This is a genomic window from Shewanella sp. DC2-4 (assembly GCF_013248875.1).
In the GTDB taxonomy this organism is placed as follows: domain Bacteria; phylum Pseudomonadota; class Gammaproteobacteria; order Enterobacterales; family Shewanellaceae; genus Shewanella; species Shewanella oncorhynchi.
On sequence record NZ_JABRVR010000002.1, the window covers coordinates 2,010,768 to 2,035,646 of the forward strand.

Genomic DNA, 24,879 nt, shown 5'->3' on the forward strand with positions numbered 1-24,879 from the left:
CCTTTTTTTTAAAGTGCTAAAACCGTCTTTTAACGGTAAAATGGCGCAAATTTTTTGAATGGGTATCTGACATGAGCGAACAACAAGCCTGGTATAAGCAGTTCTGGCCTTGGTTTTTAATTATTCTTCCTTTATGTGCCGTCGTCGCAAGTTTTACCACGCTAAAAATTGCCCTTACGAACTCGGACTCTTTAGTCGCCGAGGATTACTACAAAGATGGCAAAGCCATTAATATGGACTTAAGTAAAGTGAAGTATGCCAAACAAATAGGCATGAATTTTTCACTCGATCAAGCCAATAATGAGATTTTACTGACGCAGCAAGGGGGACCTGCATATCAAGCCGCCTTGAAAGTCGAGTTCTATCATCCAACCATTGCCGACAGAGATATGAAACTCACTGCGACGGCCGATGCCAGCAATGTGTATCGCATTAGCATCCCTACTACCCTAACCGGCCCTTGGGAAGTACGCCTCGAAAGTTACGACGGTAAATGGCGAATTCACCAACGCGTTGAATTAAAAGATCACGTCCAACTTTGGCTGAATTGATTGTGGTTAAATAAGTAGCGCTATGACGTATCCAAGTTGTTTTCACTGCCAAGAGCCCGTTCTGACGGGCCAGCAGTTTGTGACTCGCATTAATGACCGTGATGAACTGATGTGTTGCCCTGGCTGTCAGGCGGTTTCTCAAGCGATTGTCGATGCGGGATTACTCAGTTATTACAAGTTCCGCACTGAGCCTGGCAGTAAACAGAATGCCCTGGTCCCCGAAGCATTAACGCAATTTAGCGCCTATGACTTGCCCGAAGTGCAGCAAGACTTTGTGCATTCTGAGGACAATGTCGAATCAGTATCACTCTCCATCGATGGTATCACCTGTGCCGCCTGTGCTTGGTTAATTGAACACAAAGTCAAACAACTTGCGGGCGTGAGCCAAGTGCTAGTCAACTCAACCACCCAACGCGCCATGATCAGTTGGGATAAACGCAAGGTAAAACTTAGCGATATTCTCGGACAAATTAGTCGTATTGGCTATCAAGCCGCGCCCTACCAAGTTGACGAACAAGAGCTCAACAATAAACTCAATAGTCGCAAATTTTTACTGCGTTTAGGCTTAGCTGGCTTTGCGACTATGCAAGTTATGATGTTCGCCCTCGCCCTTTATACTGGCTACTTCACCGATTTAGACGTGCAATATCGGGACTATTTCCGCTGGGTTAGCATGATTTTTGCCACGCCTGTGGTGCTTTATTCGGCGCAGCCCTTCTATTTTAGTGCCATTCGTACCCTGCTCAGCGGCAAACTCAATATGGATGTGTCTGTTTCGATTGCCATTGGTGGTGCCTATACCGCAAGCTGTTTTGCCACAGTGAATGGCACAGGCGAAGTGTATTTTGAATCCGTATCCATGTTTACTTTCTTTTTGTTACTTGGGCGTTACTTCGAGCAAAAGGCAAGACAAAAGGCCTCGGTCAGCTCCAGTAATTTACATAAATTGGTGCCGCTCACTGCACACTTAGTCACCGAAAATGGTCAAGAAGAAATTCCGGCCAAAAAGTTACGCCTCAATGATGTGATCCTTGTGAAACCAGGGGAAATGGTTGCGGCCGATGGTGTGGTGATTGAAGGCCACACAAATATCAATGAAGCTATGCTCACAGGTGAGCAAATGCCCATTGAAAAACAGCAAGATCAGCAAGTGTACGCTGGTACTATCAACGTCGACCAACCGATAAAAGTTAAAGTTACCGCATTGGGGCAAGACCAACTCGTGGCTGAAATTATTCGACTGCAGGAACTGGCATCCAATACAAAACCTGCGATAGCCCTATTAGCCGATAAATTATCCCGCTATTTCTCGGGTACGATTCTAACAATCGCGACGATCACCTATTTGGTTTGGCAACAGATTTCCCCAGAGGATGCCTTTTGGGTAACGCTATCGGTTCTGGTCGCGACTTGTCCTTGTGCCTTAGCGCTAGCGACACCGACCGCCGTCACCTGTGCAACCGCCATTTTTACCCGTCTTGGGATCATTACCCGCAAAGCCGGCGTATTTGAAAAACTGCCGCAGATTAAGCATGTGGTCTTTGATAAAACTGGCACCCTTACCTGTGGTACGCTCTCTATCGGGCAAACGCAGTGCATGGCCGATTTAACAAAGACGCAGGCCTTAGCTATTGCCGCAGCGCTGGAAACGGGCTCTCGTCATCCGATTGCGGCTGCATTTGCCCTATTTGCCGATAATACCTTGGTCGCAGAACAAGTTCACCATGAAGTCGGCTTTGGTGTTCGAGGCCGTATCGAGGGGACTGATTATTTAATTGGTAATGCTGTATTTACTGGTGCACGTGTCGATACTCAGGACCCAACCCAAAAGATTTGGTTAGCACGCTCAGCCAATGAGCAGCTTGAAGTGCTTGCAAGTTTTGAGATCCAAGACAATATTCGTCAAGACAGTAAGGCCACGATTGAGATATTAAAGCAACAAGGTTGCCGCATTAGTATCGCCAGCGGCGATAGCTCCGGACATGTGCATCAATTGGCCAAAGAGCTGGGAATTGAAGATGTGCACAGCGGATTAACCCCCGCGGGTAAACTTGCCCTAGTAACGAAATTACAACAGCATACTCGCGTGGCGATGTTTGGCGATGGCATCAATGATGCGCCAGTACTTGCGGGGGCTGATTTGTCGGTCGCCATGGGCAGTGGCAGTGCGATTGCCAAAAACAGTGCCGATTTGATTTTACTGGGCGATCATCTATCCCGTTTCACCCAAGCTGTCGCGGTCGCTAAACTGACCACGCAAATTATTAAACAAAATTTAGCGTGGGCGCTGGGTTACAACGCCCTTATCTTGCCTTTAGCTGTCACTGGTCATGTGGCACCTTATATTGCCGCGATTGGCATGTCGGCGAGTTCTTTGATTGTGGTCGGTAATAGCCTGAGATTATTACGGGTAAAAGTGTGATCATAATAAAACGTTTAACCAGATACTAAGAGGTAATTATGGAAATTATTTATGTGCTTATCCCCATTGCCATGATCTTCGTCGCCATTGCGGTAATGGTATTTTTCTGGGCAGTGAAATCTGAGCAATTTGACGATCTTGACCGTCAAAGTGTTTCTATATTGTTTGATGAAAATACTGATAAACCAGGCCATCTACCCACCCCCGCCATTCAGTCAACAGCAGAACATGATGATATCGCAGCGCAGCAAGCGATAAAAAATCAGCAAAAAGGCATGCCTTTGTGATTGAGTACAATGTCACCGGTGCCTTTCTCGTCGGCTTGATGGGAGCTGCACATTGTTTTGGTATGTGTGGCGGTTTAGTGGGCGCGTTTTCCGCCCAAATCCCTCATCCTAAAATAGGTAACCATCTGGCCCATCAGCTTAAATATTTACTGAGTTACAATTTAGGCCGTATTTTAAGTTACACCTTAGCGGGCGGCTTAGTGGGCGCATCGTCGGCAGGTCTTGGTCACTTATTTGAGTTGGATATTTATCTGATTGTCCTGCGCATGATTGCCGGACTAATGATGATCGCCACAGGACTTTACATCGCTAAAATTTGGGTTGGTATAGTGCAAATTGAGCGTGTAGGTCAATGGCTATGGCAATATTTAAAACCCATAGCGCAGCGCCTTGTTCCAATCAAGAATCCGAGCCAAGCAGTCATGGCGGGATTCATTTGGGGCTGGCTCCCCTGCGGCCTCGTCTATAGCACCTTAACTTGGTCGGTTGCATCTGGCTCTGCCAGCCAAGGCGCCTTGATTATGTTAGCCTTTGGCTTGGGTACTTTACCCGCCCTATTAAGCGCTGGCGTGGCGGCAAAACGCCTTGCTGCATGGGTACAAAAGAAAACCGTTAGACTATTGAGCGGCTTACTGTTAATCGCCTTTGGTGGTCAAACTTTATATATCGCACTCGCGCAGCTAAACTAGCCCAAGTGAGTGAATTGGTTTAACATGGTTGCAGTGGATAAACTTGAGAATCAACATGACAATTGAACAAAATAAGAATCGTCGTCCTGCCGCTAGCGGATGCACAATCCATTGTCACGATTGCAGTATGGGTACCCTTTGTATTCCTTTTACCCTCAATGCAAGTGAGCTAGATCAGCTCGATGATATTATTGAGCGTAAAAAGCCAATCCAGAAAGGCGAGCAAATTTTTAAATCGGGTGATGCGTTGAAATCCCTGTTTGCGATCCGCTCTGGCACCATCAAAAGTTACACTATTACCGAGCAAGGTGATGAGCAGATCACTGGCTTCCATCTTGCGGGTGATGTGATTGGTTTTGATGGTATTCACGCTCAGTTACATCAGAGTTTTGCACAGGCCCTCGAAACCTCTATGGTTTGTGAAATCCCCTTTAATATCCTCGATGAACTTTCGGGCACTATGCCTAAGTTACGTCAGCAGATCATGCGTCTAATGAGTAATGAGATCATGAGCGATCAAGAAATGATCCTGCTGCTCAGTAAGAAAAATGCCGAAGAACGTCTAGCAGCGTTTATCAGCAATTTAGCAAATCGTTTCGGCAGCCGTGGTTTCTCACCTAAAGAATTCCGTTTAACCATGACCCGCGGTGACATTGGCAATTATCTCGGTTTAACCGTTGAAACCATCAGCCGCTTACTTGGACGCTTCCAAAAGTCAGGCTTGATTGAGGTTAAGGGTAAGTACATCACTATCCTCGACTCGCAAGAGCTAAATCTGTTAGCGGGTAATTCTCGCATCGCGAGATAGTCAATCGCAAGAGCATTAACCGTGAGAGGTCAAGCCTAAATAATTGTCGCCAATAGCATAACAGTTTAATGGTAAAAGCTGTGCTTGCTAGACATGTCATGCAGATTAAGGCATGATTTTTAAGCGAGTTTTAATCAATTTCAAATGAGTTTGATCTAGAACAATACAGCTCACTGCCAAAGGCTCATGATGATATTGAGCCTATGACTAAAGGAACCTCCCATGAAGGATTATCAAAAAATACTGGTTGTGGTTGACCCTACCACTGAGAATCAAGTTGCCCTTGCACGAGCGGTCGCCTTGGCCAGTAAATGCAACGCTCAAGTCACTGTGTTTCTTTCTATCTTCGACTTCTCTTACGAAATGACTTCGATTTTGTCGAATCAAGAACGCGAAGCCATGCGTCAAGGTGTCATAGATCAACGGCTCGCTTGGATCCAAGACTTACTCGCCGCTTATACTCATCTGCAACTCAATATCGATACTCAAGTCATTTGGCATAATCGCCCCTTTGAAAGCATTATTAATCATGCTATTTCAGGGCAATACGATTTGATTGTTAAAGGCACCCATGCCCACGACAAACTCAAGGCGGTGATCTTCACTCCAACTGATTGGCATTTGATGCGTAAAGCCCCTGTGCCAGTGTTGATGGTGAAAGCCCATGACTGGCCAGCCGCGGGCAAAATCCTCTGTGCTGTGAATGTGGCAACCGAAGATACCGATCATCAAATGCTTAACGGTAAAATTATTGAACATGCAAAAGATTTGGCGAAAAAGTTCTCTGCTGAAGTACATTTAGTCAATGGCTATCCCGGCACGCCAGTTAACCTAGCCATTGAGCTTCCTGACTTTGATGCCCAGTCATACAACGAAACCATTCGCATGCAGCATGAGCAGCGCGTGAGTTATCTTGCGGGCGCCTATGATATTAATCCAAGTCATTGCCATGTAAAAGAAGGTTTACCAGAGGATGTGATCCCTGAGCTTGCTGAAAAACTTGATGCTGAATTGGTGATCTTAGGGACTGTCGGTCGTACCGGATTTTCAGCAGCACTGATAGGCAATACCGCTGAACATGTTATCGATAGCATCAACTGCGATTTATTGGCTATAAAGCCCGACGGTTATAAATCACCGTTAGAAGAAGCCTAAGCAATACGCGGCTCTTTACCCCGCCAAAGATAGCTGGAATAATACGCGCCCTGAAACTGTGTTACTGGGCGCTTTTTTATGCTTGAAGCTATATCTGAAGTTACGGTAAATCCTATGCCGGAAGAATTATCAAAAAAACAAACTACCCGTCTGAATAAATTACAGAAGCGGCTTCGTCGTGAAGTGGGCAGCGCGATTGCCGATTACAATATGATTGAAGATGGCGATAAGATCATGTGCTGCCTCAGTGGCGGTAAAGACAGCTACGCCATGCTCGATATTTTGATGAATCTGCAGCAACGCGCGCCCATTCAGTTTGAAATCATTGCGGTTAATTTAGATCAGAAGCAACCAGGCTTCCCTGAACATGTATTGCCTGCCTATCTCGATAAGCTCAATGTGCCTTATCACATCCTCGAGAAAGATACTTACTCGATAGTGAAAGACAAAATCCCTGAAGGTAAAACCACCTGCTCCTTGTGCTCTCGCCTGCGCCGCGGCACGCTTTATGGCTTTGCTCAGCGTATCGGCGCCACTAAAATCGCCCTAGGCCATCACAGGGATGACATTATCGAGACCTTGTTCTTAAATATGTTCTTTGGCGGTAAGATGAAAGCAATGCCGCCAAAGCTGCTGTCGGATGATGGCGCTAATATCGTCATACGTCCCCTAGCCTATTGTCGCGAGAAAGATCTCGAAGAATATGCCAGCTTAAAAGAATTTCCAATCATTCCATGCAACTTGTGTGGCTCACAGGAAAACTTAAAGCGCGCCGCAGTCAAAGACATGCTAAATCAATGGGATAAACAATACCCAGGCCGCATTGAAACGATTTTCACCGCCATGCAAAACACCGCACCATCACAGGGTGTTGACCGTGAACAGTTCGACTTTGTGTCTCTAACACGTGACCCAGATGCGCCTATGCGTGGTGATGTTGCTGAAGCCAATCTACCTGCATTCGATTTTCTTGATATCGCCAATAGCGGTCGTATCGATTTGGATGCAGCAAAACGCATTGATATTGTTAACACTTACGAAGTCTGACTTAGACTAAATTTAGCGCCTAATCAGTAAGAGAAGTTAACGCAACGAAAGTAAGCAAGATAAATTAGCACAACAAAATGCCCACTTAATGTGGGCATTTTTATGCTTACAGAATAAGTTTATCTTTGAGCCAGCGCTTCTGAATCGCTTATCTCAAGACACCTATTCAAGATATAAAGATGATTACTTCACCCAAGGACTCAACACTAATGGCTGGGCACTGAAGCTTAGCGTGGTGATGCTTTCAAGCTCATTAGCGGCTAATTTATAACTGCCTTTTATCGCTTCTTCACGGCCATTAAGGCGTACATAGACTTCTTGTTCAGGTGAGAATTCAAAGTTTAAGCCAGTAATGGATTCCCTAAAATAACGCATCGGGAAGCCTTGCATAGCACCGAGCAGCGTGTCCATCTCAGTCATGATTTGTTGTAAGCGCGTTTTATCGTACTCGGCTAATGTCTGTTTTGCTCTCACTTGCATTGCAATACCACATCCCTCAGCGCTGCCAGCGAAATTCAGATTAACCAAGGCTCGCTGATCTTTTAAATCATCATCTAAGGGAATGAATAATCGCTGTGCATCAGTATACGTCAGTGGCGTTGAGGTTTTTTCACTGGAAATAGAACCACTTTGGATCAAACAATTCTTTTGCATTGGAACACTAAAAGCCACTTCCACGAGTTGATAACCGCCTTTATTGACTTGTTTCAACCTATCATAAAAGCCTTTATATTCAAGGGATACAGTTTCTGCAGCGGCGCTAGTTGCCAAAAAGAACAGGCTACTAAACAACAGTTTTTTATACATCGACATTCACCAAATATTTTTCATTATGACGTAACATATCAAGCAGCTCATCAATATAAGCTTCTTGTCTTTCAGAATAATTCACTAAACCGTAAATCAATTGATCCGCTGTTGGCTCTAGCTCCTGTGAACGTAGATCTGCTCGAATAGAGCGAAATAACGCATAGGCAGTATTAGAATTTAAATTACGCATATAGGATGAAACCGATTCATCAACCGATGAAAACACTTTTACCTCATGACTTTTACCCGAACCACGTGAGGACGGCACTATGCCGCAGCCAGAAGTAAAACACCATTCACCAAAAAAGTTAAAACCTTCTCTGGCAAAACGTGAACTCCCCCAACCCGATTCATTCGCGGCTTGAATTAACACCATAGATTCCGGCACGATATCTACACGTTTAAGTAAGCTTGCTAATGACTTAGCATCTACGTTACGCGCCGCATATTGGTATTTATCGAATAACGCATTGATTTGCGCTAATTCGGTATCAGATAAACTCTTACCATTATCGACTAAGGCAAGCATCTCATTGATAAAGCCACGCTCCATCAAGATAATGGCATTCTGTTGCTGAACAATCGGCCGCAGGAAATCAAAAAAAGCTTTCTTCTTTTCGGTAATGTCGCTGATCGCTGAAAAGTCAGGGACTTGCGTAACAGGATCGACATCGCTAACGAATTGGGGCGCAATAGCGGATGAGTCATTCGAGTGAGGAATGATCCAAACTCGTAATGCAAAAATCGCCACTATGACCATGGCTAATGCCAATGTAAACGAACCGATTCTACCCGTTTTCAATCATTCACCTTAGGTGTAACGCCCTTATTGGGCAAATAAAGGCCGGATTATAAGCTATTTGTCAGATTTCACGAAATTTGCCCATCATCATGATCACGAACTCAGGTACAATATTACGCCTGAGGCACCATTATCGAGTCGAGCTTGCTATTACGCCGTCATTTATAGATGCAAGCATTTGACTGAGTATTTATACTAAGGTTCCTTAGCGTTATCACCATTGCACAACGGCTCATGAGTCATCCCGCTTATAGCGACAATGGATGGCTATGACATTAAGTTTTCGGGTATTCAGGAAGGAAAAACCCAGATGCAGCATTTGATGTTAAATCAATTTGAACGTGTCGTCGCCATCGGCGGAGGCCATGGTTTAGGCCGAGTATTATCCTCGCTCGATTTTTTAGGCAACCGCCTTACAGGGATTGTCGCCACCACTGATAATGGCGGTTCTACTGGTCGACTGAGAGCCGAGCAAGACTGCATTGCTTGGGGGGATTTACGTAACTGCTTATCCCATTTAGCTAATCGTCCTTCCGTTGGCTCGCAATTGTTTGAATACCGTTTCCAAGGTGCCACTGAACTTAGTGGCCATAATTTAGGTAACTTAATCTTACTGGCTCTTGATCAACTCTGCGTTCGTCCATTAGAGGCAGTTAATCTCATCCGTAACTTACTCAAGATTGAAACCCAACTTATTCCCATGTCAGAGCAGCCCACTCACTTAGTGGCCCTGCAAGCCTGTGGCAGTAAAGTCTTTGGGGAGATCAATGTCGACAGTATGAATGAGGCGCCTATCGCGCTCTGCCTTGAGCCACAGGTCGATGCCACCTTTGAAGCCTGTGAAGCTGTTCGGCACGCAGATTTAGTTATTCTAGGCCCTGGCAGCTTCTTAACCAGTATCATGCCGCCGCTGCTGTTACCTAAGTTCGCGAAAAGCCTCGCTGCTACTAAAGCACAGGTGATCTTTATCGATAACCTTGCCGAAGAGGCCTCACCCGCTGGTCGGTTTAGCATTGAGCAACGTATCGCTTGGTGTCACCAAGTGATTGGCAAGCCCATTATTCACAAAGTACTTCGCCACGGTGAACAAACGCGTTTAGGGCCACTGATTAACTATTTTCCGTTGAAGAATCGCCATAATCCAAACTTGCATGATCAAGCGAACCTATTAGATGCATTAAGCGCCCTGCTGCGACTCAATGATCTCACTCAACAACCGCTTGCCTGCTAACGCTTACCTGATAATCATTCAATCGAAATAATAAAGGACAGCAAGTGCTGTCCTTTATATTGTAAAGCTAAAAGGAATGTCCCTTTAGTCTGTCTATAAGGCTGCAATAACCATTACAACACTTGTGCTATGGCTTTACAGATAACAGGCATATTCGTCTTAGTCATGCCTGCAACGCTAATGCGTCCAGAGCCGACAATATAAACACCAAATTCGTCTTTCAAACGTGCCACTTGGGCTTTGTTTAAACCTGAGAAACTGAACATGCCATTTTGGCGAGAAATAAAACTGAAGTCCTGAGTCACGCCCTCAGCCTTTAAGCTATCAACAAACAGAGTACGCATTTCGGCGATACGTTCACGCATCTCTTTGACTTCCTGCACCCACATGGCTTTCAGAGCTGCATCATTTAATATCGTGCTGACGATCAGTGCGCCGTGGGCTGGCGGATTAGAATAGTTGGCGCGTATGGTACGTTTCACTTGGCTAAAAGCACGTACGGCAGCATCAGCATCTTCAGCCACCACAGTTACGGCGCCAATACGCTCGTTGTATAGACCAAAGTTTTTAGAGAAAGAGTTAGCGACCAGCAACTCAGACACTTTAGACGCGACTAAACGTAGACCTGCCGCATCTTCTTCAATGCCAGCACCAAAACCCTGATAAGCAAAGTCAAACAGTGGCACGAGTTTCTTATCAGCACACAATTGAGCAACAAGTTCCCATTGCGCCAACGTTAAATCGATACCCGTTGGGTTATGGCAGCAACCGTGTAGCAGCACGACATCGCCCGCATTCGCGTTAGATAAATCAGTCATCATGGTATCGAAATCGATGTCATGGGCTTCTGCTTTGTAATAACCGTACTCTTTAACCGTTAAACCCGCCGTTTCAAAAATATTTTGATGGTTGGCCCACGTTGGATTACTCACCCAAATCGTGTGCGAATCGGTATTACGCAGTAAAAACTCAGCAGCAATACGCAGTGCTCCTGTACCACCAGGAGCTTGCGCTGTGGCAGCACGGCCAGAAGAAATTAATGTACTGCCTTCGCCGAACAACAAAGTTTGTACTACACGGTTATAAGCTTGAACGCCTTCAATACCTAAGTAGTTTTTGGTCTTCTCTTGCTCAAGTAAAATGGCCTCGGCTCTTTTCACTGAAGCCAGAACGGGAGTCTGTCCTGCCTCATCCTTATAAATGCCAACACCAAGATTAACTTTATCCTGACGCGGATCAGCTTTAAAGGTATCGGTTAAACCAAGAATTGGATCAGCGGGTGCGAGTAATACTTGAGAGAAAATCATGACTACGTATCCTAATATGCGCGTGTAGGGGGAAATTTCGGCTTATTTATACCACTGTCTTTAAGGGGGTAATAGCGACTTAAGTCCCTTCTTAGGGAAATTATTACACTATTGTCGATTCAACAATAAAAAGTACATTTTATTACGCAATTATTGCCAAAATAGTGACATTACTTAAATAAAGCGATTTACAACATCTAGATCACAAAATCACTCAGTTTTATATTGTAGAAAAGAAACAGGTCAGAAGTCGCAATACTGAATGAGTAAAATAGTGGGCTTGGGCCTAACCAATCTATAGCTGTAGTGATACTAGATTAAGAATCATAAAATGTGGATGTAGAAGTTATAAAGCAAAAAAGCCCTGACATCAGTCAGGGCTTTCTGCTTTTTGGTACCCGAGGCCAGACTTGAACTGGCACGCTGTTACCAGCGAGGGATTTTAAATCCCTTGTGTCTACCGATTCCACCACTCGGGCAAACTCTTTATATTAACGACGGGAATCGTGTCATTAATACTTTAATCTATGGAGGCGCGACCCGGAGTCGAACCGAGATCGACGGATTTGCAATCCGCAGCATAGCCATTCTGCCATCGCGCCCAAACTGCCAAATTTATTAAAATTTGGAGCGACATATCGGGTTCGAACCGATGACCTATACCTTGGCAAGGTATCGCTCTACCAACTGAGCTAATGTCGCCTATCATTGCGCTTAATCATTTGAACTCATGCTCGGCATGCTTTCCCCTGACTGCGGATGGCATTCTACCGATTTAGACCTCAGAGTCAATCAACAATTTTTAAAAAATGATCTAAGCCGTATCGTTTGCCCAATAAACCGCCACACCTCAGTAAAGTTGATGTTTCATTCATCAATTTAGGCTTTGTACCGATACTGATGCCGATGCTACCGCTAATTAAACGCGGCAGATAAACAGGGGATCATGGAGTCGAGTCCAATAAAATTGTAGAAGTATAGAAAAACAAAAGCGCCCTATTGGGCGCTTTATTCAAAGGTTAGGCAAAGTCATTAATCACTCGAGCAAAAACTACGCGGGCAATTTACGCAGGTAGAGATAACGTCGTTAAACCTAACATAGTTTGCATTACGCCAACCACTTGGCAACTGTAACCAAATTCGTTGTCATACCATACATAAAGAATGGCACGCTTGCCTTCTGCAATAGTCGCTTGTGAATCAACCACACCCGCGTAGCGAGAACCCACTAAATCGCTCGATACAATCTCAGTAGAGTCTGTGTAATCAATTTGATTTTGCAGTGGTGATTGTAGCGCCGTATCTTTCAGATACTCGTTAAGCTCATCTTTACTGGTTTCAGCATTCAGGTTCATGCTGATGATCGCCATAGAGACGTTAGGCGTCGGCACACGAATCGCGTTACCTGTTAACTTACCGGCTAATGCAGGTAAAGCTTTAGCAACCGCTTTTGCTGCACCCGTTTCAGTGATCACCATGTTTAATGGTGCACTACGGCCACGACGGTCAGCGGTATGATAGTTATCAATCAGGTTTTGATCGTTAGTATAAGAATGAATCGTTTCAACGTGACCATTCTCGATACCATATTTATCATTCACAGCTTTCAGTACTGGCGTAATAGCATTGGTGGTACAACTCGCCGCTGAAACGATAATGTCTTCTGGGGTAATATCGCCTTCGTTCACACCGTAAACGATGTTCTTAATCGCGCCTTTTGCAGGAGCCGTCAGTAATACTTTGCTGGCACCTGGACTCTTAAGGTGTAAACCAAGACCCGCTTCATCTTTCCAAATACCTGTATTATCAACAATCAATGCATCATTGATGTCGTATTTAGTGTAATCCACTTCGTCGGGTGAATTAGCATAGATCACTTGGATATAAGTGCCATTGGCTATGATGGCGTTGTTCTCTTCGTCAACTTCAACAGAGCCATTGAAAGGACCATGGACTGAGTCACGACGCAGTAAACTCGCGCGTTTTTCTAAATCGCCTTTCTTACCGCCACGTAAAACGATAGCGCGTAACCTTAACTTATTGCTGCGACCTGTGCGTTCAATCAGCAAGCGTGCCAATAAGCGACCGATACGGCCAAAACCATAAAGCACGACGTCACGCGGCGCGACATCATCGGCATGGTCGATGGCATCGGCCAATTCTTTTGCCATATAGCTTTCAATTTCGCTGACATCAGTATGATCGCGCCAGTAATTAACTGCGAGTTTACCAATATCCACTTTACATTGTTTAACTGCGAGTTTGCTCAAAGCTTGAACGAAGGGGAAACTCTCGCGTAAACGTAATTTTTCACCGACATGACGACGAACTAAACGGTGCGCTTTAATGATTTCAATCGTAGAAGCATTGAGTAACGGCTTGCCGTAGACCACGACTTCAACGCCTTGGTTACGGTACAACTTGCCTAACAAAGGCTGCATCGCCTCTGCCATTTCAAAACGTTCTTGCCAACTTTGTAGGTGTTTATCAGCGCTCATTTACAGATCCTTTATCTCACTTTTCAATAAAATGTACTGAAAGGTTTGAGTAACATGACGAAAAGACCAATAATCTAATGCGGGTTTTAGGGAAAACCCTGTTTTGGTCGGCGCCATTGTAATGAAAGTCGCGCTTTGTTGCCAGTAAGATATTTTCTGTAAATCTGTAATTTTATTAGAAAAATTATCGTTTGGAGAGTGTTTTGAGACAAAATCTAGTAATAATTACATCATTTACCTTAGGGATGAGCTTTTTCGGTCTTTTCGGTTGTGATAATGACCGAAATATCTCAGCAATTTGTAAAAATAATCCTGAAATTTGTGCCGATTTGCATAAGGATAGCTGGTGTTTGACTGAAAAGACCAAACTTATCCAAAACCGCTACATGTTAAAAGACAACGAAAACCTCACAGGTAAGCAGCTCTACTCACAATTAACCTACCTTGAGGATTACAGCCGTTGCATTGAACTCGCCTCTGGCGTTCAGCATATCATCCACACCAATCGCACAGCTGATAGAGCCAGAGCCTTTAGACTAAGCACTCAAAATTTAAGTTTACTACAAGATCAAACCCGTGAACGGCAAGACCCTTTTATGTCCTATTACCAATGGACTCGCTTTGGCGATACCGCAGCGTTAAATAGATTATTAGAACAGGAAAACGCCGGCGAAGTGACTGACCCCTTTCTACTTGCCCAAGTCGCAACCTATTACAGCAATCGAAATGCCATCAAAGCGCAACAACTCTATCTTAAAGTCTTTGCGGAGATCCATTACGATGATTTCGACGTTAACTGGTTACTTGGGCTCGCATCTGCCTATCGCCAGCAACAAGTTTTAGATAAATCCTATATGCTGACGAAAGCAAATTTACTACTTACGCAGCAGAAGTATTCTGAGGAAAAAATGCTAGCCTTGCTCGGTGGCAATAAAACGCTGGCGACTGAACTCGATCTAAAAGCCCAAGCCCTTATCGATGTGCTAAAAAAGGGCACTTATTCTATGAGTCCAGTAAGACAATGGCTTGATCCTCAAGCGGTTGCCCAAGCGCCAACTGCAACTGAGGTGGTGCCGCCTGCGCCTGTCGAAAAAGTAAACTAAGCAACTGATGGCAAAATGTTTGCCATCTTGTAATTTTTTACCCAATTAACGCGTGAAAAATGGCGATTTCGCGACCGATGTAAAAAAAATACCTAATTTGTTAATCAAGACAGCGGTAAAATGCCGATTTAACTTGACGATAGCTGTCAGTTTGGTAATTTTACTACCAGTTGAATTTTATAATCACCAGAGGGATATGAGATGACTATCCGTGTAGCAATAAATGGCTATGGCCGTATCGGTAGAAACGTATTACGCGCCTTGTACGAAAGCGAAAAAGCTTATCCAATCAAGATTGTCGCTATTAATGATTTAGGCGACGCTTCAATCAACGCTCACCTGACAAAATACGATTCTGTTCATGGTCGTTTCAATGCGAAAGTTGACCATGATGCCGAAGCTATTTATGTGAATGGCGATAAGATCCTCACTTTCCAAGAACGTGATCCTGCAAAACTACCATGGGCTGAGTTGCAAGTAGACGTGGTGTTCGAATGTACCGGTATCTTCACTTCTAAAGAAACCGTTCAACCACATTTAACCGCTGGCGCGAAGAAAGTGATTATTTCTGCTCCAGGTAAAAATGTGGATGCCACAGTTGTTTACGGTGTGAACAACAACGTGCTGACCTCAGACATGACAGTGATTTCAAATGCTTCTTGTACAACAAACTGTTTAGCCCCTTTTGCTAAGCCGTTAAATGACGAGATTGGTATCGAATCAGGCCTGATGACCACCATTCACGCTTATACCAACGATCAACGTTTATCTGACGTGTACCACACAGATTTACGTCGTGCCCGTGCTGCGGCACTGTCAATGATCCCAACTAAAACTGGCGCAGCAGCTGCTGTAGGTTTGGTTGTACCTGAATTACAAGGTAAATTCGACGGTTTAGCGGTTCGTGTACCTACAGTTAACGTATCACTCGTGGATTTATCTTTCATCGCTGCCCGTGATACGACAGTTGAAGAAGTGAATGCCATTATCGAACGCGCTGCCAGCGTTGCGCCATTGAGCGAAGTGTTAGCGGTAAACAAAGAGCCATTGGTGTCTATCGACTTTAACCACAATGCGTTTTCTTCAAACTTTGACGCAACTCAAACCCGTGTAAACGGTCGTTTAGTGAAAGTGATGTCTTGGTATGATAACGAGTGGGGATTCAGTAACCGTATGTTAGATAACGCGGTTGCACTGATGAACGCCAAGTAAGCGTAAAGTAATCTAGTCATTAGATCCCGCGTTACTCAATCAAGCCTCGCATTTGCGAGGCTTTTTATTGCCTTAGTTTTAATAAAAACAACAGACATAAAAAATCCCCACGCTATGGTAGGGATTTTTATTAGGCTGAAGAAAAGCTAAATAACGCGCTTAGGCATTACCCTTCACTTTCATATTCAGTGTCTTGGCAAAATCCAGCATACGCGTCAGCGGAATAAGCGCCTTAACTCTTAAGTCTTCATCTACAAAAATCTCATGGGTGGTTTTATCGCTGTCGGCGAGTGACGCTTCAATTGCCTGCAAACCGTTCATCGCCATCCAAGGACAGTGGGCACAGCTCTTACAGGTTGCGCCATTTCCGCCCGTTGGCGCTTCAATTAAAATTTTACCTGGCGCCGCCTGCTGCATTTTATAAAAAATGCCGCGATCGGTTGCCACGATAAAACGCTCATTCGGCATGGTCTGCGCCGCTTTAATCAGCTGACTGGTCGAGCCAACAGCATTGGCCATCGCCACCACACTGGCTGGCGACTCAGGATGCACAAGAATAGCTGCATCTGGGTAAACGCTTTTCATATCGCGCAGCGCATTAGATTTAAACTCGTCATGAACAATACAATCGCCCTGCCACATCAACATGTCGGCGCCCGTCTGTTTGGCAATATAGCTGCCTAAATGACGATCGGGTCCCCAAATGATCTTTTTACCTTCACTGTCTAAGTGCTCAACGATTTCGAGAGCAATACTTGAGGTCACCACCCAATCGGCACGCGCTTTAACCGCAGCCGAGGTATTGGCGTAAACCACCACAGTATGATCTGGGTGCGCGTCGCAGAAAGCGCTGAACTTATCGATTGGACAACCTAAGTCCAATGAACAGGTCGCTTCAAGGGTCGGCATTAAAATGGTTTTTTCTGGGCTTAAAATCTTGGCGGTTTCGCCCATAAACTTGACCCCAGCAACGATTAAGGTTTTTGCTGGGTGATCGCGGCCAAAGCGCGCCATTTCTAAGGAGTCTGAAACACAGCCGCCAGTCTCTTCGGCGAGGGCTTGGATTTCAGGATCGGTATAATAGTGGGCAACCAGAACGGCATCTTTTTCAATGAGCAGTTGTTTGATCCGCGCCTTATAATCGGCTTTTTGCGCATCGGACAAAGGCACTGGTTTAGGCGGAAACGGGTAATCAATGGTTTCTATTGTTGGAGCAAATGGGCTGGGGGCTAACTGACTCATAACACATCCATCAGGATAACTACGTTCGGGAATTATACGTAATCGGGATCAAAAGATTAACCCATTTGTGCAAAGCAAATAAAAAAGGACGCTTTTAGCGTCCTTTTAGTGTCAGTTATTCGTGCCAGCGGCTTAGCGCATCGCTAATAACATCTCTTGTGGCTGCTCAAGATACTGTTTCCACAGATTACAGAAGCGAGCAATGGTGCCGCCATCGATCACTCTATGGTCACCTGACCAGCTCACTTGCATGATTTGGCGAGCTTCGACTTCCCCTTTCGCGTTAAAGCGCGGTAGGGTTTGCAACTTACCTAAGGCCACAATCGCCACCTCAGGTTTGTTGATAATAGGCGTCGCCACTGTGCCACCTAAAGCGCCAATGTTAGAAATAGATATAGTGCCGTCTTTCAGATCCGCTGGCGCCACGCGGCCGCTACGGGCTGCTTGGGTCAGGCGGGTGATTTCTGCGGCCACTTCTAAAATGCTCTTGTCCTGCACATCTTTGATGTTGGGCACCAAGAGACCGACTTTAGAATCCACCGCCATGCCGATATTGTGACGCGCCTTATAAGTCAGTTCAGTGCAATCCGCATTCACTTGACTGTTCATCACAGGGAACTGACTTAACGCGAGCGACATTGACTTCATGAAGAAAGGCATCATGGTCAGCTTCACTTCATCAGACGAATACTTCACTTTCATGCTTTCACGCAGTGCAACTAAGTCTGTTAAATCAAACTCTTCACAATAGGTAAAGTGCGGAATGCTCGACACAGATTCCACCATCATGCGTGCCATCACAGCTTTTACGCCGCGGATAGGCTCAACCGTGTCAGCGCGTTGAGTCACTGTAGATGTTGGGACTTGGGTTTGAGATGCTTGAGTCGCTTGAACTGACGCCTCTTTTACCTGAGCCACACTTGGAGCAGAAACATTGCTCGCGCCTTGTTGGAAGCGAGTGATGTCTTCCTTATACACACGGCCGTGCTTTCCTGTGCCAGGTACTTGGCTCAAATCGATATCTAACGACCGCGCCATACGGCGAACTGCTGGGCTGGCTAAGGCTTTACCTTGACGAGCAGGCTCTGCACTCACAGCCTGCGCTGCAGGTGCCGCATTATCTGTATTTGTTGTCGCTGCAGGTGCAGAAGCCGCCTGTTCAACTTCAATGGCAAATAAAGGCGCATGCACTTTGGCAAGCTGACCTTTGCGATAATGCAGTTTGGCTATTTTACCCGCTTTAATGGCAGGAATTTGCACCAGCGCTTTATCTGTCATCACGTCGGCAATCGGTTGATCTTCCTCAACCCAATCACCTTCACTCACCAACCATTCGACTAGCTCACATTCAACTATGCCTTCGCCGATATCTGGTAGCAAGAATTCTTCAATGCTGACAGACGAACTGGATGACGTGGTCGCGTTTGTGACTGCCACTGGCTCAGCAGCTTTTGCGATTGTCGCAGCTGCAGCCGCAACAGATTCTTCGCCCGCGATTTCAACGGCACCTTCAATTTGTACGGCATAAAGCGGCGCATGCACTTTCGCAATATCGCCCTTGGCGTAATACAGCTTAGTGACTACGCCAGCAAAAGGCGCAGGGATTTGCACTAAGGCTTTGTCTGTCATGACATCGGCAATCGGCTGATCTTCAACGACTGTGTCGCCTTCTTTGACCAACCATTCAACCAACTCACACTCCACAACACCTTCGCCAATATCCGGCAAAATAAAATCTTTAATCATACCGGACTCCTAGAAGGTCACTGATGCTTTGATGGCTTCAAACGTTTTGAATGCATCTGGCATGTATTCTTTTTCATGAATGAGTGGGTACGGGGTATCTAAACCACAAACGCGGCTGATGGGTGACTCTAAATACAAGAAGCATTCTTGCTGAATCGTCGCCGCTATCTCACCAGCAAAACCACCGGTTAATGGCGCTTCATGGTTAACCAGTAAACGTCCGGTCTTTTTGACTGAATCGGCAACGGTATCGATATCCCAGGGTGACAAGGTGCGTAAATCGATAACTTCACAGGAGATCCCTTCTTTAGCGGCCATGTCGGCGGCTTTTTCAAGGATTTCCATTTGCGCGCCCCACGCCACTAAGGTGATGTCTTTACCTTCGCGAACCACTTCAGCCTTACCCAGTTCAATTTCATAATCGCCCGCTGGCACTTCGCCAACCGATGCACGATATAAACGCTTAGGCTCAAAGAAGATCACCGGATTTTTGTCACGGATTGACGCCAACAGCAGACCTTTGGCTTGCTCAGGGTTACGTGGCACCACCACTTTTAATCCCGGTGTCTGGGTAAAATAAGCTTCGGGTGATTGAGAGTGATAATGGCCGCCCGCGATACCGCCGCCATAGGGCGTACGGAACACTAATCCACCGACATCGAACTCATTACCGCTACGGTAACGGAACTTAGCCGACTCGTTAACGATTTGATCAAACGCCGGAAAGATATAATCGGCGAATTGAATTTCAGCCACGGCGGTCATGCCATTTGAGGCTAAACCATTGGCAAAACCGGCAATACCTTGCTCTGTCAGCGGCGTATTAAAGCAGCGAGCGCGACCGAATTTTTCTTGAAGACCGGAGGTGGCGCGAAATACCCCGCCAAAGTGGCCCACATCTTCACCAAAAACCACCATGCGTTCATCGGCTTGCATGGCAATCGACAAGGCCTCATTGACGGCCTGTAACATATTCATTTCAGCCACGGCTTATAGTCTCCCTGCACTTTTTGGATAGGCTTGCGGATATTTCTTGATATGTTCTTTAAGCTCGGCGAGTTGCTTTTTCAGCACTGGCGTCGGCTTGTCGTACACATCTTCAATAATTTCATCCAGCATAGGCACAGGAATTTTTTCAGCCACTTTTACCGCAGCCAATACTTCTTCACGATATTTTTCATGCAGTTTCACATCATCCGCTTCAGCCAACCAACCTTTGTTGATAAGCCATAATTTGAAGCGTTTAACCGGATCGTGTTGCTGCCACTTGGCTTCTTCATCTTTCGAGCGATAACCAGAGGGGTCGTCTGAAGAAGAGTGCGCGCCGAGACGATAAGTCATGGCTTCAATCAGCACAGGCGCATTATGCTCAATCGCATAGGCGCGGGCTTGCTGAGTTGCGGCTAACACGGCCAACATGTCATTACCATCAACACGAATGGTGTGCATGCCATAACCGACACCACGGCTGGCAATACCGTTACCGGCAAACTGCTCTTCAGTGGGGGTAGAAATCGCGTAGCCATTGTTACGACAGAAGAAAATCACTGGGCATTTCAGTACCGCGGCCATGTTTAGGCCAGCATGAAAATCCCCTTCCGATGCAGCGCCTTCGCCAAAATAACAAACCGCGACTTTGCGCTTACCTTGCATTTTTAAGCTGTAGCCCACACCAGTCGCCTGCGGGATTTGCGTGGCTAACGGTGAAGAAATCGTTTGATAATGCAATGCCGCACTACCGTAATGGATTGGCATTTGTCGACCTTTACCAAGATCTTTCTCGTTACTGAACATCTGATTCATAAACTGTTCAGTGGTAAAGCCGCGATAACGCAGCGCCGCATGCTCGCGATATTGCGCGAGGATCACATCTTCTTGATCGAGTGCGGCCACACTGCCGACAATCGCCGCTTCTTCACCCGTACAGGTCATGTAGAAGCTGATGCGCCCTTGACGCTGGGCGCCAAGCATACGTTCATCAAGTACCCGAGTGAATACACAGGTATCGTAAATTTTAGTGGCTAAGGTTTCATCTATCACAGGCAAAACCGCGGTTTCATAAGTGGTGCCGTCGGCTTGTAGAATTCGAAGGATAGGAATGTGTAGCGATGCCTTATCCAAGAAGCCGACACGGTGCACTGTATCAGTGTTGAGTGTTGCTTTGCTCATATTGTGCTCTTGTTATCTCATTACGCATCAAAGCGTTTTGATGCGTCTGTTTATACGAATATGCCCGACGAACATTACGTTAACGTAAACTACCTATCAACCATTGGCATAGCTCAAACCACAAGTTATCCCTGCCACGCATGTATATATTGCTTTACAAGCCTAACGCACGTCCGCATTCACCGCAGGGATCAGGCAAATCACAGTGCGATTGCCAATAGGCACTTTGGCATTAGGGAACACGACAGACTCAAACTCGTGCTCCACTTTAATTTCTTGCCCACCTTCCCGCGCTAAAACAAAGCCCTTCGGGAAAGATCTGAAGTTTTCGACATCTGTTGCGAAGGTAAATTCAAAATCATCGAAATGTTTATTGATGACGCGGCACACTTGGTACAAGTTAACCTTATCGGCATCAAATGCATCCAGCGCCAACGGCTTAGCGGTGATCAAGCGCATGAACATTTCATGGGTGGCGATAAAACGCGTCATGTCGTTCTGCCCCATGGGATACACTTTGCCAAGCTCAATGGTAAAGGCATCGGCACCGTAGCGTTCAGAGGAAAAATAGCTGAAGGTCGTGGTCGGTTCGTGGTGGAAAAGTACTGTATCGACGCCGCTTGCGGCTAAAAACATAATTTGCTCGCCGCTAAAGGCGCGCCCAGGACGATAGGGATAGATAGCGAACTTTTCATGCTTCGAGGCGCGCATCGCCGTGTGCAGATCATAATGGATGCGCTGACGTCCATCGGCAACCGCAGTATAAAAACGATCGACATAGGCTTCGAGTTTTTTCGCGCGTACTCGCTCAGGGTTCACTAACCCTGGTGGATTGGAATGCTCACCACTAAAGAGACGATTCATGTTTTCGTCAATAATCCGCGTGCCGTTATTAATCGCTAATGGGTTACCAATGAGAAATAAAGTGCGCTGCTTTGCGATGATCTTTTGCTGTAGAAGTTGTTTAATTAAGCTATTGCAGAGTTCAATGGGCGCGGTCTCGTTACCGTGAACACCGCAGGAAAGCACAATATCTTTTCCTTCATTCTTTACTGGTTCGAAAACAATAACACCGGTATCCCACACTTCCACTTGAGTATGATCGCCTAAGTTAAATGAAAATTCGCCATCGAACTGTTCAGGATGGGCTAAGGTGAGCGCTAAAAAATCCTTTGAATCTAACAGAGCTTGTAACACAGAATTCTCCTTATAATGATGTGTAACAGTATTGGCGCAATAGCATAAGTACAGGCAGTAATAACCACTTAAGCATTTATCTCACCGCGGTTAGTCTCACTCGCACCTAAAAAACGGCTTCAATACTAACACATGTTTTTAGTGCTGTTCTCAGACATTTATTGCCGTAGGACCCAGTTTTAAGCGGAATGACATTCAACTAAGCTGATTGTTAAATTCTTAGGACATTCCCTAAGAATTTCCCATGATAAATATTCCAGCTTGAGGCTTGCTTTTGCACTCAAGTTTTATCACAATCCTTAGCCATCTAGACTTCTATTGGATTTAATTATGGCGTTAGCAACCTTTGGTGCCGGCTGTTTCTGGGGCGTAGAGTATTTTTTTAGACAAGTGAACGGCGTATCGAATGTCACCTGCGGCTATATGGGCGGCAATAATGCGGCGACAACCTATGAAGAAGTCAAAAAAGGCAAAACGGGCCATGCCGAAGTGGTGCAAGTGGAATTCGATCCCGCCCTTGTCAGTTATGAAGACTTGCTCGATGTATTTTGGAAAAACCACAATCCAACGAGTCTGAACATGCAAGGCGGAGATATTGGCACCCAATATCGCAGCACCATTTTCTTCCACGACCGTGAGCAAAAAGCGGCCGCAGAAGCCTCAAAATTAGCTTTTGCCCGCTCAGGTCGTTGGGGATTACGCCATATCGTCACTGAAATTGTGCCATTGCAACAGTTCCATGTTGCTGAGGAATATCATCAAAATTACATCGATAAGAATAACTTACCGAGTTGTCATATCGAATACTAAGTACGGTCAAATCAGTATTAGATCAACTACTCACAGCTGAATTAGACACAAACAAAAACGCACTCAAATCTGAGTGCGTTTTTTTATTTTGAGGCGTTAGCTAAACCTACTACTGGATTAAGCGTTTAGCGCCTTATCAATTAATGCCTGCGCATCTTTGATGATCTCAGCTAAATGTTGCTCACTGATAAAACTTTCGCCGTAGATCTTAAATAACGCTTCCGTGCCCGATGGACGCGCCGCAAACCAACCATTCGCCGTAGTCACTTTGATGCCACCAATGGCCGCATTATTGCCCGGCGCATGGGTTAACACGTTTTCGATTGACTCACCCGCAAGCACAGTGGCATTTAAGGTTTCAGCATTCAATAACGCAAATTTGGCCTTGTTTTCAAGACTGATTGGGCTATCGATACGCTTATAAAAGCTTTGGCCAAATTGTTTTACTAACTCTTGGTGACGCTGACCTGGGGTTTTACCTGTCACCGCAAGGATCTCTGCCGCAAGTAACCCTAGAATAAAACCGTCTTTATCCGTACACCAAGTAGAGCCATCACGGCGTAAAAATGCCGCGCCAGCACTCTCTTCACCGCCAAAGGCGATTGTGGCTTCGGCTAAACCATCGACAAACCACTTAAAACCCACTGGCACTTCGAGTAACGTTTTGCCGTGGAAAGCACAAATTTTATCGATAAGCGCACTCGATACTAAGGTTTTACCTATGGCTAAGGTATCGCTCCAATCTGGTCTGTGTGTCAGTAAATAATCGATAGCGACCGCAAGATAATGATTCGGATCCATCAAACCCGTACCAGGGCAAACGATGCCGTGACGGTCATAGTCAGGATCATTACCAAGGCATAAATCAAAGGATTCTTTATGGGCGAGTAAACCTGCCATCGCATAGGGAGACGAGCAATCCATGCGGATTTTGCCGTCTTTATCCAGCGGCATAAAGCTAAAGCTTGGGTCAACTTTATCATTAACTAAGGTGATATCGAGCCCATAACGCGCGGCAATCGGTGCCCAGTAGAAAATCCCTGAACCACCGAGCGGATCAACACCGATATGCAGCTTAGCCTTAGCAATCGCCTGCATGTCGATAACATTTTCTAAATCAGCCACATAGGGTGTAATCAAATCAATGGCGTTGACATAGCCTGATGCCAGCGCTTCGGCATACGCTAATTTTTGCACGCCAGCTAACGCTTGGCGCAAGTAATCATTGGCTCGCGATTCAATCCAAGCCGTGATATTACCTTCAGCAGGTCCGCCATGGGGTGGATTGTACTTGATGCCACCATCCTGAGGAGGATTGTGGGAAGGCGTAATGATCAAACCATCGGACAATGCAGCACCCGTAATATTGGCTTCGCGATTGGCGCAAATCACCCCATGGGAAACCACTGGCGTAGGTGTAAATCCGTCGTTCTGTTGGATTTTCACTGTGACTTTATTTGCCGCCAGCACTTCAATTGCCGACAAATAGGCTGCATAGGATAACGCATGGGTGTCAATCCCAAGGATCAGCGGCCCATCGATATTTGCCGATTGACGGTAGTCCACTACAGCTTGGGTAATCGCCCAAATGTGTTGTTGGTTAAAACTGCCATTGAAGGCGCAGCCTCTGTGCCCAGAAGTGCCAAAGGTGACGCGTTGTTGTACGTCATCCATATTTGGCGTGATGCTGTAATAATGGCTCATCAGTTTTGGAATATTGACCAGATCCGTCTGATTAGCGATTTGTCCTGCCCTTTGATGTATTGCCACCGATGGCTCTCCTGCACTCAATT

General features: G+C 45.7%; 21 protein-coding genes and 3 tRNA genes. 11 read left to right on the plus strand and 13 right to left on the minus strand.

All coding sequences use genetic code 11. From position 1 onward, the window contains the following. Positions 1–71: 71 nt before the first annotated feature. The 7 genes from HQQ92_RS09600 to ttcA all read left to right on the plus strand — a co-directional run bounded on the left by HQQ92_RS09600 (position 72) and on the right by ttcA (position 6,959). Positions 72–551 carry a FixH family protein gene (locus HQQ92_RS09600; RefSeq protein ID WP_105252481.1) on the plus strand — a complete coding sequence of 160 codons (480 nt, stop codon included), beginning with the start codon at positions 72–74 and terminating at the stop codon, positions 549–551. 22 nt (positions 552–573) lie between these two features. Then, positions 574–2,973: a heavy metal translocating P-type ATPase metal-binding domain-containing protein gene (locus HQQ92_RS09605; RefSeq protein WP_173244906.1), complete on the plus strand. Its 2,400-nt coding sequence runs from the start codon at positions 574–576 to the stop codon at positions 2,971–2,973. A 38-nt stretch (positions 2,974–3,011) separates the two neighbouring features. Beyond that, on the plus strand, positions 3,012–3,260 hold the full coding sequence (ccoS, locus tag HQQ92_RS09610; RefSeq protein ID WP_173244909.1) for a cbb3-type cytochrome oxidase assembly protein CcoS: 249 nt from the start codon (positions 3,012–3,014) through the stop codon (positions 3,258–3,260). Continuing rightward, positions 3,257–3,949, plus strand: coding sequence for a sulfite exporter TauE/SafE family protein (locus tag HQQ92_RS09615; protein ID WP_173244912.1), 693 nt, complete (start codon positions 3,257–3,259; stop codon positions 3,947–3,949). Before ccoS ends, HQQ92_RS09615 begins: the two co-directional genes overlap by 4 nt. A 55-nt stretch (positions 3,950–4,004) precedes the next feature. Then, entirely contained in the window at positions 4,005–4,757 is a 753-nt protein-coding gene (etrA, locus tag HQQ92_RS09620; protein WP_006081599.1) for an electron transport transcriptional regulator EtrA, read from the plus strand. A gap of 222 nt (positions 4,758–4,979) precedes the next feature. Next, positions 4,980–5,912, plus strand: coding sequence for a universal stress protein UspE (gene uspE, locus HQQ92_RS09625; protein WP_105252478.1), 933 nt, complete (start codon positions 4,980–4,982; stop codon positions 5,910–5,912). Positions 5,913–5,990: 78 nt separating this feature from the next. After that, positions 5,991–6,959 (plus strand): tRNA 2-thiocytidine(32) synthetase TtcA, encoded by a 969-nt coding sequence (gene ttcA / locus HQQ92_RS09630; protein WP_173244915.1) that lies wholly within the window; start codon positions 5,991–5,993, stop codon positions 6,957–6,959. Between the two features lie 183 nt (positions 6,960–7,142). Here the strand turns inward: ttcA and HQQ92_RS09635 are convergent, their stop codons facing one another. Together HQQ92_RS09635 and HQQ92_RS09640 are read right to left on the minus strand one after the other, a co-directional pair. Continuing rightward, positions 7,143–7,766 carry a DUF2987 domain-containing protein gene (locus HQQ92_RS09635; protein ID WP_028759974.1) on the minus strand — a complete coding sequence of 208 codons (624 nt, stop codon included), beginning with the start codon at positions 7,764–7,766 and terminating at the stop codon, positions 7,143–7,145. Then, positions 7,759–8,571 (minus strand): glucosaminidase domain-containing protein, encoded by an 813-nt coding sequence (locus HQQ92_RS09640; RefSeq protein ID WP_028759975.1) that lies wholly within the window; start codon positions 8,569–8,571, stop codon positions 7,759–7,761. Before HQQ92_RS09640 ends, HQQ92_RS09635 begins: the two co-directional genes overlap by 8 nt. Before the next feature lie 310 nt (positions 8,572–8,881). Between HQQ92_RS09640 and HQQ92_RS09645 the strand changes: the two genes are divergently transcribed. Then, positions 8,882–9,802 (plus strand): YvcK family protein, encoded by a 921-nt coding sequence (locus HQQ92_RS09645; RefSeq protein ID WP_113940492.1) that lies wholly within the window; start codon positions 8,882–8,884, stop codon positions 9,800–9,802. Between the two features lie 113 nt (positions 9,803–9,915). On the opposite strand, the gene HQQ92_RS09650 is transcribed toward HQQ92_RS09645, so the two are convergent. The 5 genes from HQQ92_RS09650 to HQQ92_RS09670 all read right to left on the minus strand — a co-directional run bounded on the left by HQQ92_RS09650 (position 9,916) and on the right by HQQ92_RS09670 (position 13,607). Further along, entirely contained in the window at positions 9,916–11,109 is a 1,194-nt protein-coding gene (locus tag HQQ92_RS09650) for an amino acid aminotransferase (RefSeq protein WP_173244918.1), read from the minus strand. A 392-nt stretch (positions 11,110–11,501) separates the two neighbouring features. Then, positions 11,502–11,588: transfer RNA gene (locus HQQ92_RS09655), tRNA-Leu, on the minus strand. Positions 11,589–11,637: 49 nt separating this feature from the next. Beyond that, a tRNA-Cys gene (locus tag HQQ92_RS09660) sits at positions 11,638–11,711 on the minus strand. Between the two features lie 24 nt (positions 11,712–11,735). Next, positions 11,736–11,811, minus strand: a tRNA-Gly gene (locus HQQ92_RS09665). A 362-nt stretch (positions 11,812–12,173) separates the two neighbouring features. After that, complete coding sequence (locus HQQ92_RS09670; protein ID WP_028759978.1) at positions 12,174–13,607, minus strand: glyceraldehyde-3-phosphate dehydrogenase; 1,434 nt, start codon at positions 13,605–13,607, stop codon at positions 12,174–12,176. Between the two features lie 203 nt (positions 13,608–13,810). Here HQQ92_RS09670 and HQQ92_RS09675 point away from each other — a divergent pair, with 203 nt between their 5' ends. Continuing rightward, positions 13,811–14,710, plus strand: a complete 900-nt coding sequence (locus HQQ92_RS09675) for a DUF2989 domain-containing protein (protein WP_173244921.1) — start codon at positions 13,811–13,813, stop codon at positions 14,708–14,710. Between the two features lie 201 nt (positions 14,711–14,911). Beyond that, entirely contained in the window at positions 14,912–15,922 is a 1,011-nt protein-coding gene (gene gap / locus HQQ92_RS09680) for a type I glyceraldehyde-3-phosphate dehydrogenase (protein WP_006081590.1), read from the plus strand. 159 nt (positions 15,923–16,081) lie between these two features. Here the strand turns inward: gap and nadA are convergent, their stop codons facing one another. The 5 genes from nadA to astE all read right to left on the minus strand — a co-directional run bounded on the left by nadA (position 16,082) and on the right by astE (position 22,276). Then, the gene (gene nadA, locus HQQ92_RS09685) at positions 16,082–17,164 is read right to left on the minus strand and encodes a quinolinate synthase NadA (protein WP_173244924.1); all 1,083 of its coding nucleotides are present in this window, start codon (positions 17,162–17,164) and stop codon (positions 16,082–16,084) included. A 132-nt stretch (positions 17,165–17,296) separates the two neighbouring features. Next, entirely contained in the window at positions 17,297–18,910 is a 1,614-nt protein-coding gene (locus HQQ92_RS09690) for a dihydrolipoyllysine-residue acetyltransferase (RefSeq protein ID WP_173244927.1), read from the minus strand. 9 nt (positions 18,911–18,919) lie between these two features. Further along, the gene (locus HQQ92_RS09695; protein WP_028759982.1) at positions 18,920–19,897 is read right to left on the minus strand and encodes an alpha-ketoacid dehydrogenase subunit beta; all 978 of its coding nucleotides are present in this window, start codon (positions 19,895–19,897) and stop codon (positions 18,920–18,922) included. Positions 19,898–19,900: 3 nt separating this feature from the next. Continuing rightward, positions 19,901–21,079, minus strand: coding sequence for a thiamine pyrophosphate-dependent dehydrogenase E1 component subunit alpha (locus HQQ92_RS09700; RefSeq protein ID WP_113939702.1), 1,179 nt, complete (start codon positions 21,077–21,079; stop codon positions 19,901–19,903). A 162-nt stretch (positions 21,080–21,241) separates the two neighbouring features. Continuing rightward, positions 21,242–22,276 carry a succinylglutamate desuccinylase gene (gene astE / locus HQQ92_RS09705; protein WP_173244928.1) on the minus strand — a complete coding sequence of 345 codons (1,035 nt, stop codon included), beginning with the start codon at positions 22,274–22,276 and terminating at the stop codon, positions 21,242–21,244. 330 nt (positions 22,277–22,606) lie between these two features. Between astE and msrA the strand changes: the two genes are divergently transcribed. Then, the gene (msrA, locus tag HQQ92_RS09710) at positions 22,607–23,086 is read left to right on the plus strand and encodes a peptide-methionine (S)-S-oxide reductase MsrA (protein WP_173244931.1); all 480 of its coding nucleotides are present in this window, start codon (positions 22,607–22,609) and stop codon (positions 23,084–23,086) included. Positions 23,087–23,203: 117 nt separating this feature from the next. Here the strand turns inward: msrA and pgm are convergent, their stop codons facing one another. After that, positions 23,204–24,856: a phosphoglucomutase (alpha-D-glucose-1,6-bisphosphate-dependent) gene (gene pgm / locus HQQ92_RS09715; RefSeq protein ID WP_173244935.1), complete on the minus strand. Its 1,653-nt coding sequence runs from the start codon at positions 24,854–24,856 to the stop codon at positions 23,204–23,206. Positions 24,857–24,879: the final 23 nt, after the last annotated feature.

What these genes read in the sequence shown, in the direction of transcription:
- HQQ92_RS09600 (WP_105252481.1), top strand. Translation starts at nt 72, where the DNA reads ATGAGCGAACAACAAGCCTGGTATAAGCAGTTCTGGCCTTGGTTTTTA.
- HQQ92_RS09605 (WP_173244906.1), top strand. Translation starts at nt 574, where the DNA reads ATGACGTATCCAAGTTGTTTTCACTGCCAAGAGCCCGTTCTGACGGGC.
- ccoS (WP_173244909.1), top strand. Translation starts at nt 3,012, where the DNA reads ATGGAAATTATTTATGTGCTTATCCCCATTGCCATGATCTTCGTCGCC.
- etrA (WP_006081599.1), top strand. Translation starts at nt 4,005, where the DNA reads ATGACAATTGAACAAAATAAGAATCGTCGTCCTGCCGCTAGCGGATGC.
- uspE (WP_105252478.1), top strand. Translation starts at nt 4,980, where the DNA reads ATGAAGGATTATCAAAAAATACTGGTTGTGGTTGACCCTACCACTGAG.
- ttcA (WP_173244915.1), top strand. Translation starts at nt 5,991, where the DNA reads ATGCTTGAAGCTATATCTGAAGTTACGGTAAATCCTATGCCGGAAGAA.
- HQQ92_RS09635 (WP_028759974.1), bottom strand. Translation starts at nt 7,766, where the DNA reads ATGTATAAAAAACTGTTGTTTAGTAGCCTGTTCTTTTTGGCAACTAGC.
- HQQ92_RS09645 (WP_113940492.1), top strand. Translation starts at nt 8,882, where the DNA reads ATGCAGCATTTGATGTTAAATCAATTTGAACGTGTCGTCGCCATCGGC.
- HQQ92_RS09650 (WP_173244918.1), bottom strand. Translation starts at nt 11,109, where the DNA reads ATGATTTTCTCTCAAGTATTACTCGCACCCGCTGATCCAATTCTTGGT.
- HQQ92_RS09670 (WP_028759978.1), bottom strand. Translation starts at nt 13,607, where the DNA reads ATGAGCGCTGATAAACACCTACAAAGTTGGCAAGAACGTTTTGAAATG.
- gap (WP_006081590.1), top strand. Translation starts at nt 14,912, where the DNA reads ATGACTATCCGTGTAGCAATAAATGGCTATGGCCGTATCGGTAGAAAC.
- nadA (WP_173244924.1), bottom strand. Translation starts at nt 17,164, where the DNA reads ATGAGTCAGTTAGCCCCCAGCCCATTTGCTCCAACAATAGAAACCATT.
- HQQ92_RS09690 (WP_173244927.1), bottom strand. Translation starts at nt 18,910, where the DNA reads ATGATTAAAGATTTTATTTTGCCGGATATTGGCGAAGGTGTTGTGGAG.
- HQQ92_RS09700 (WP_113939702.1), bottom strand. Translation starts at nt 21,079, where the DNA reads ATGAGCAAAGCAACACTCAACACTGATACAGTGCACCGTGTCGGCTTC.
- msrA (WP_173244931.1), top strand. Translation starts at nt 22,607, where the DNA reads ATGGCGTTAGCAACCTTTGGTGCCGGCTGTTTCTGGGGCGTAGAGTAT.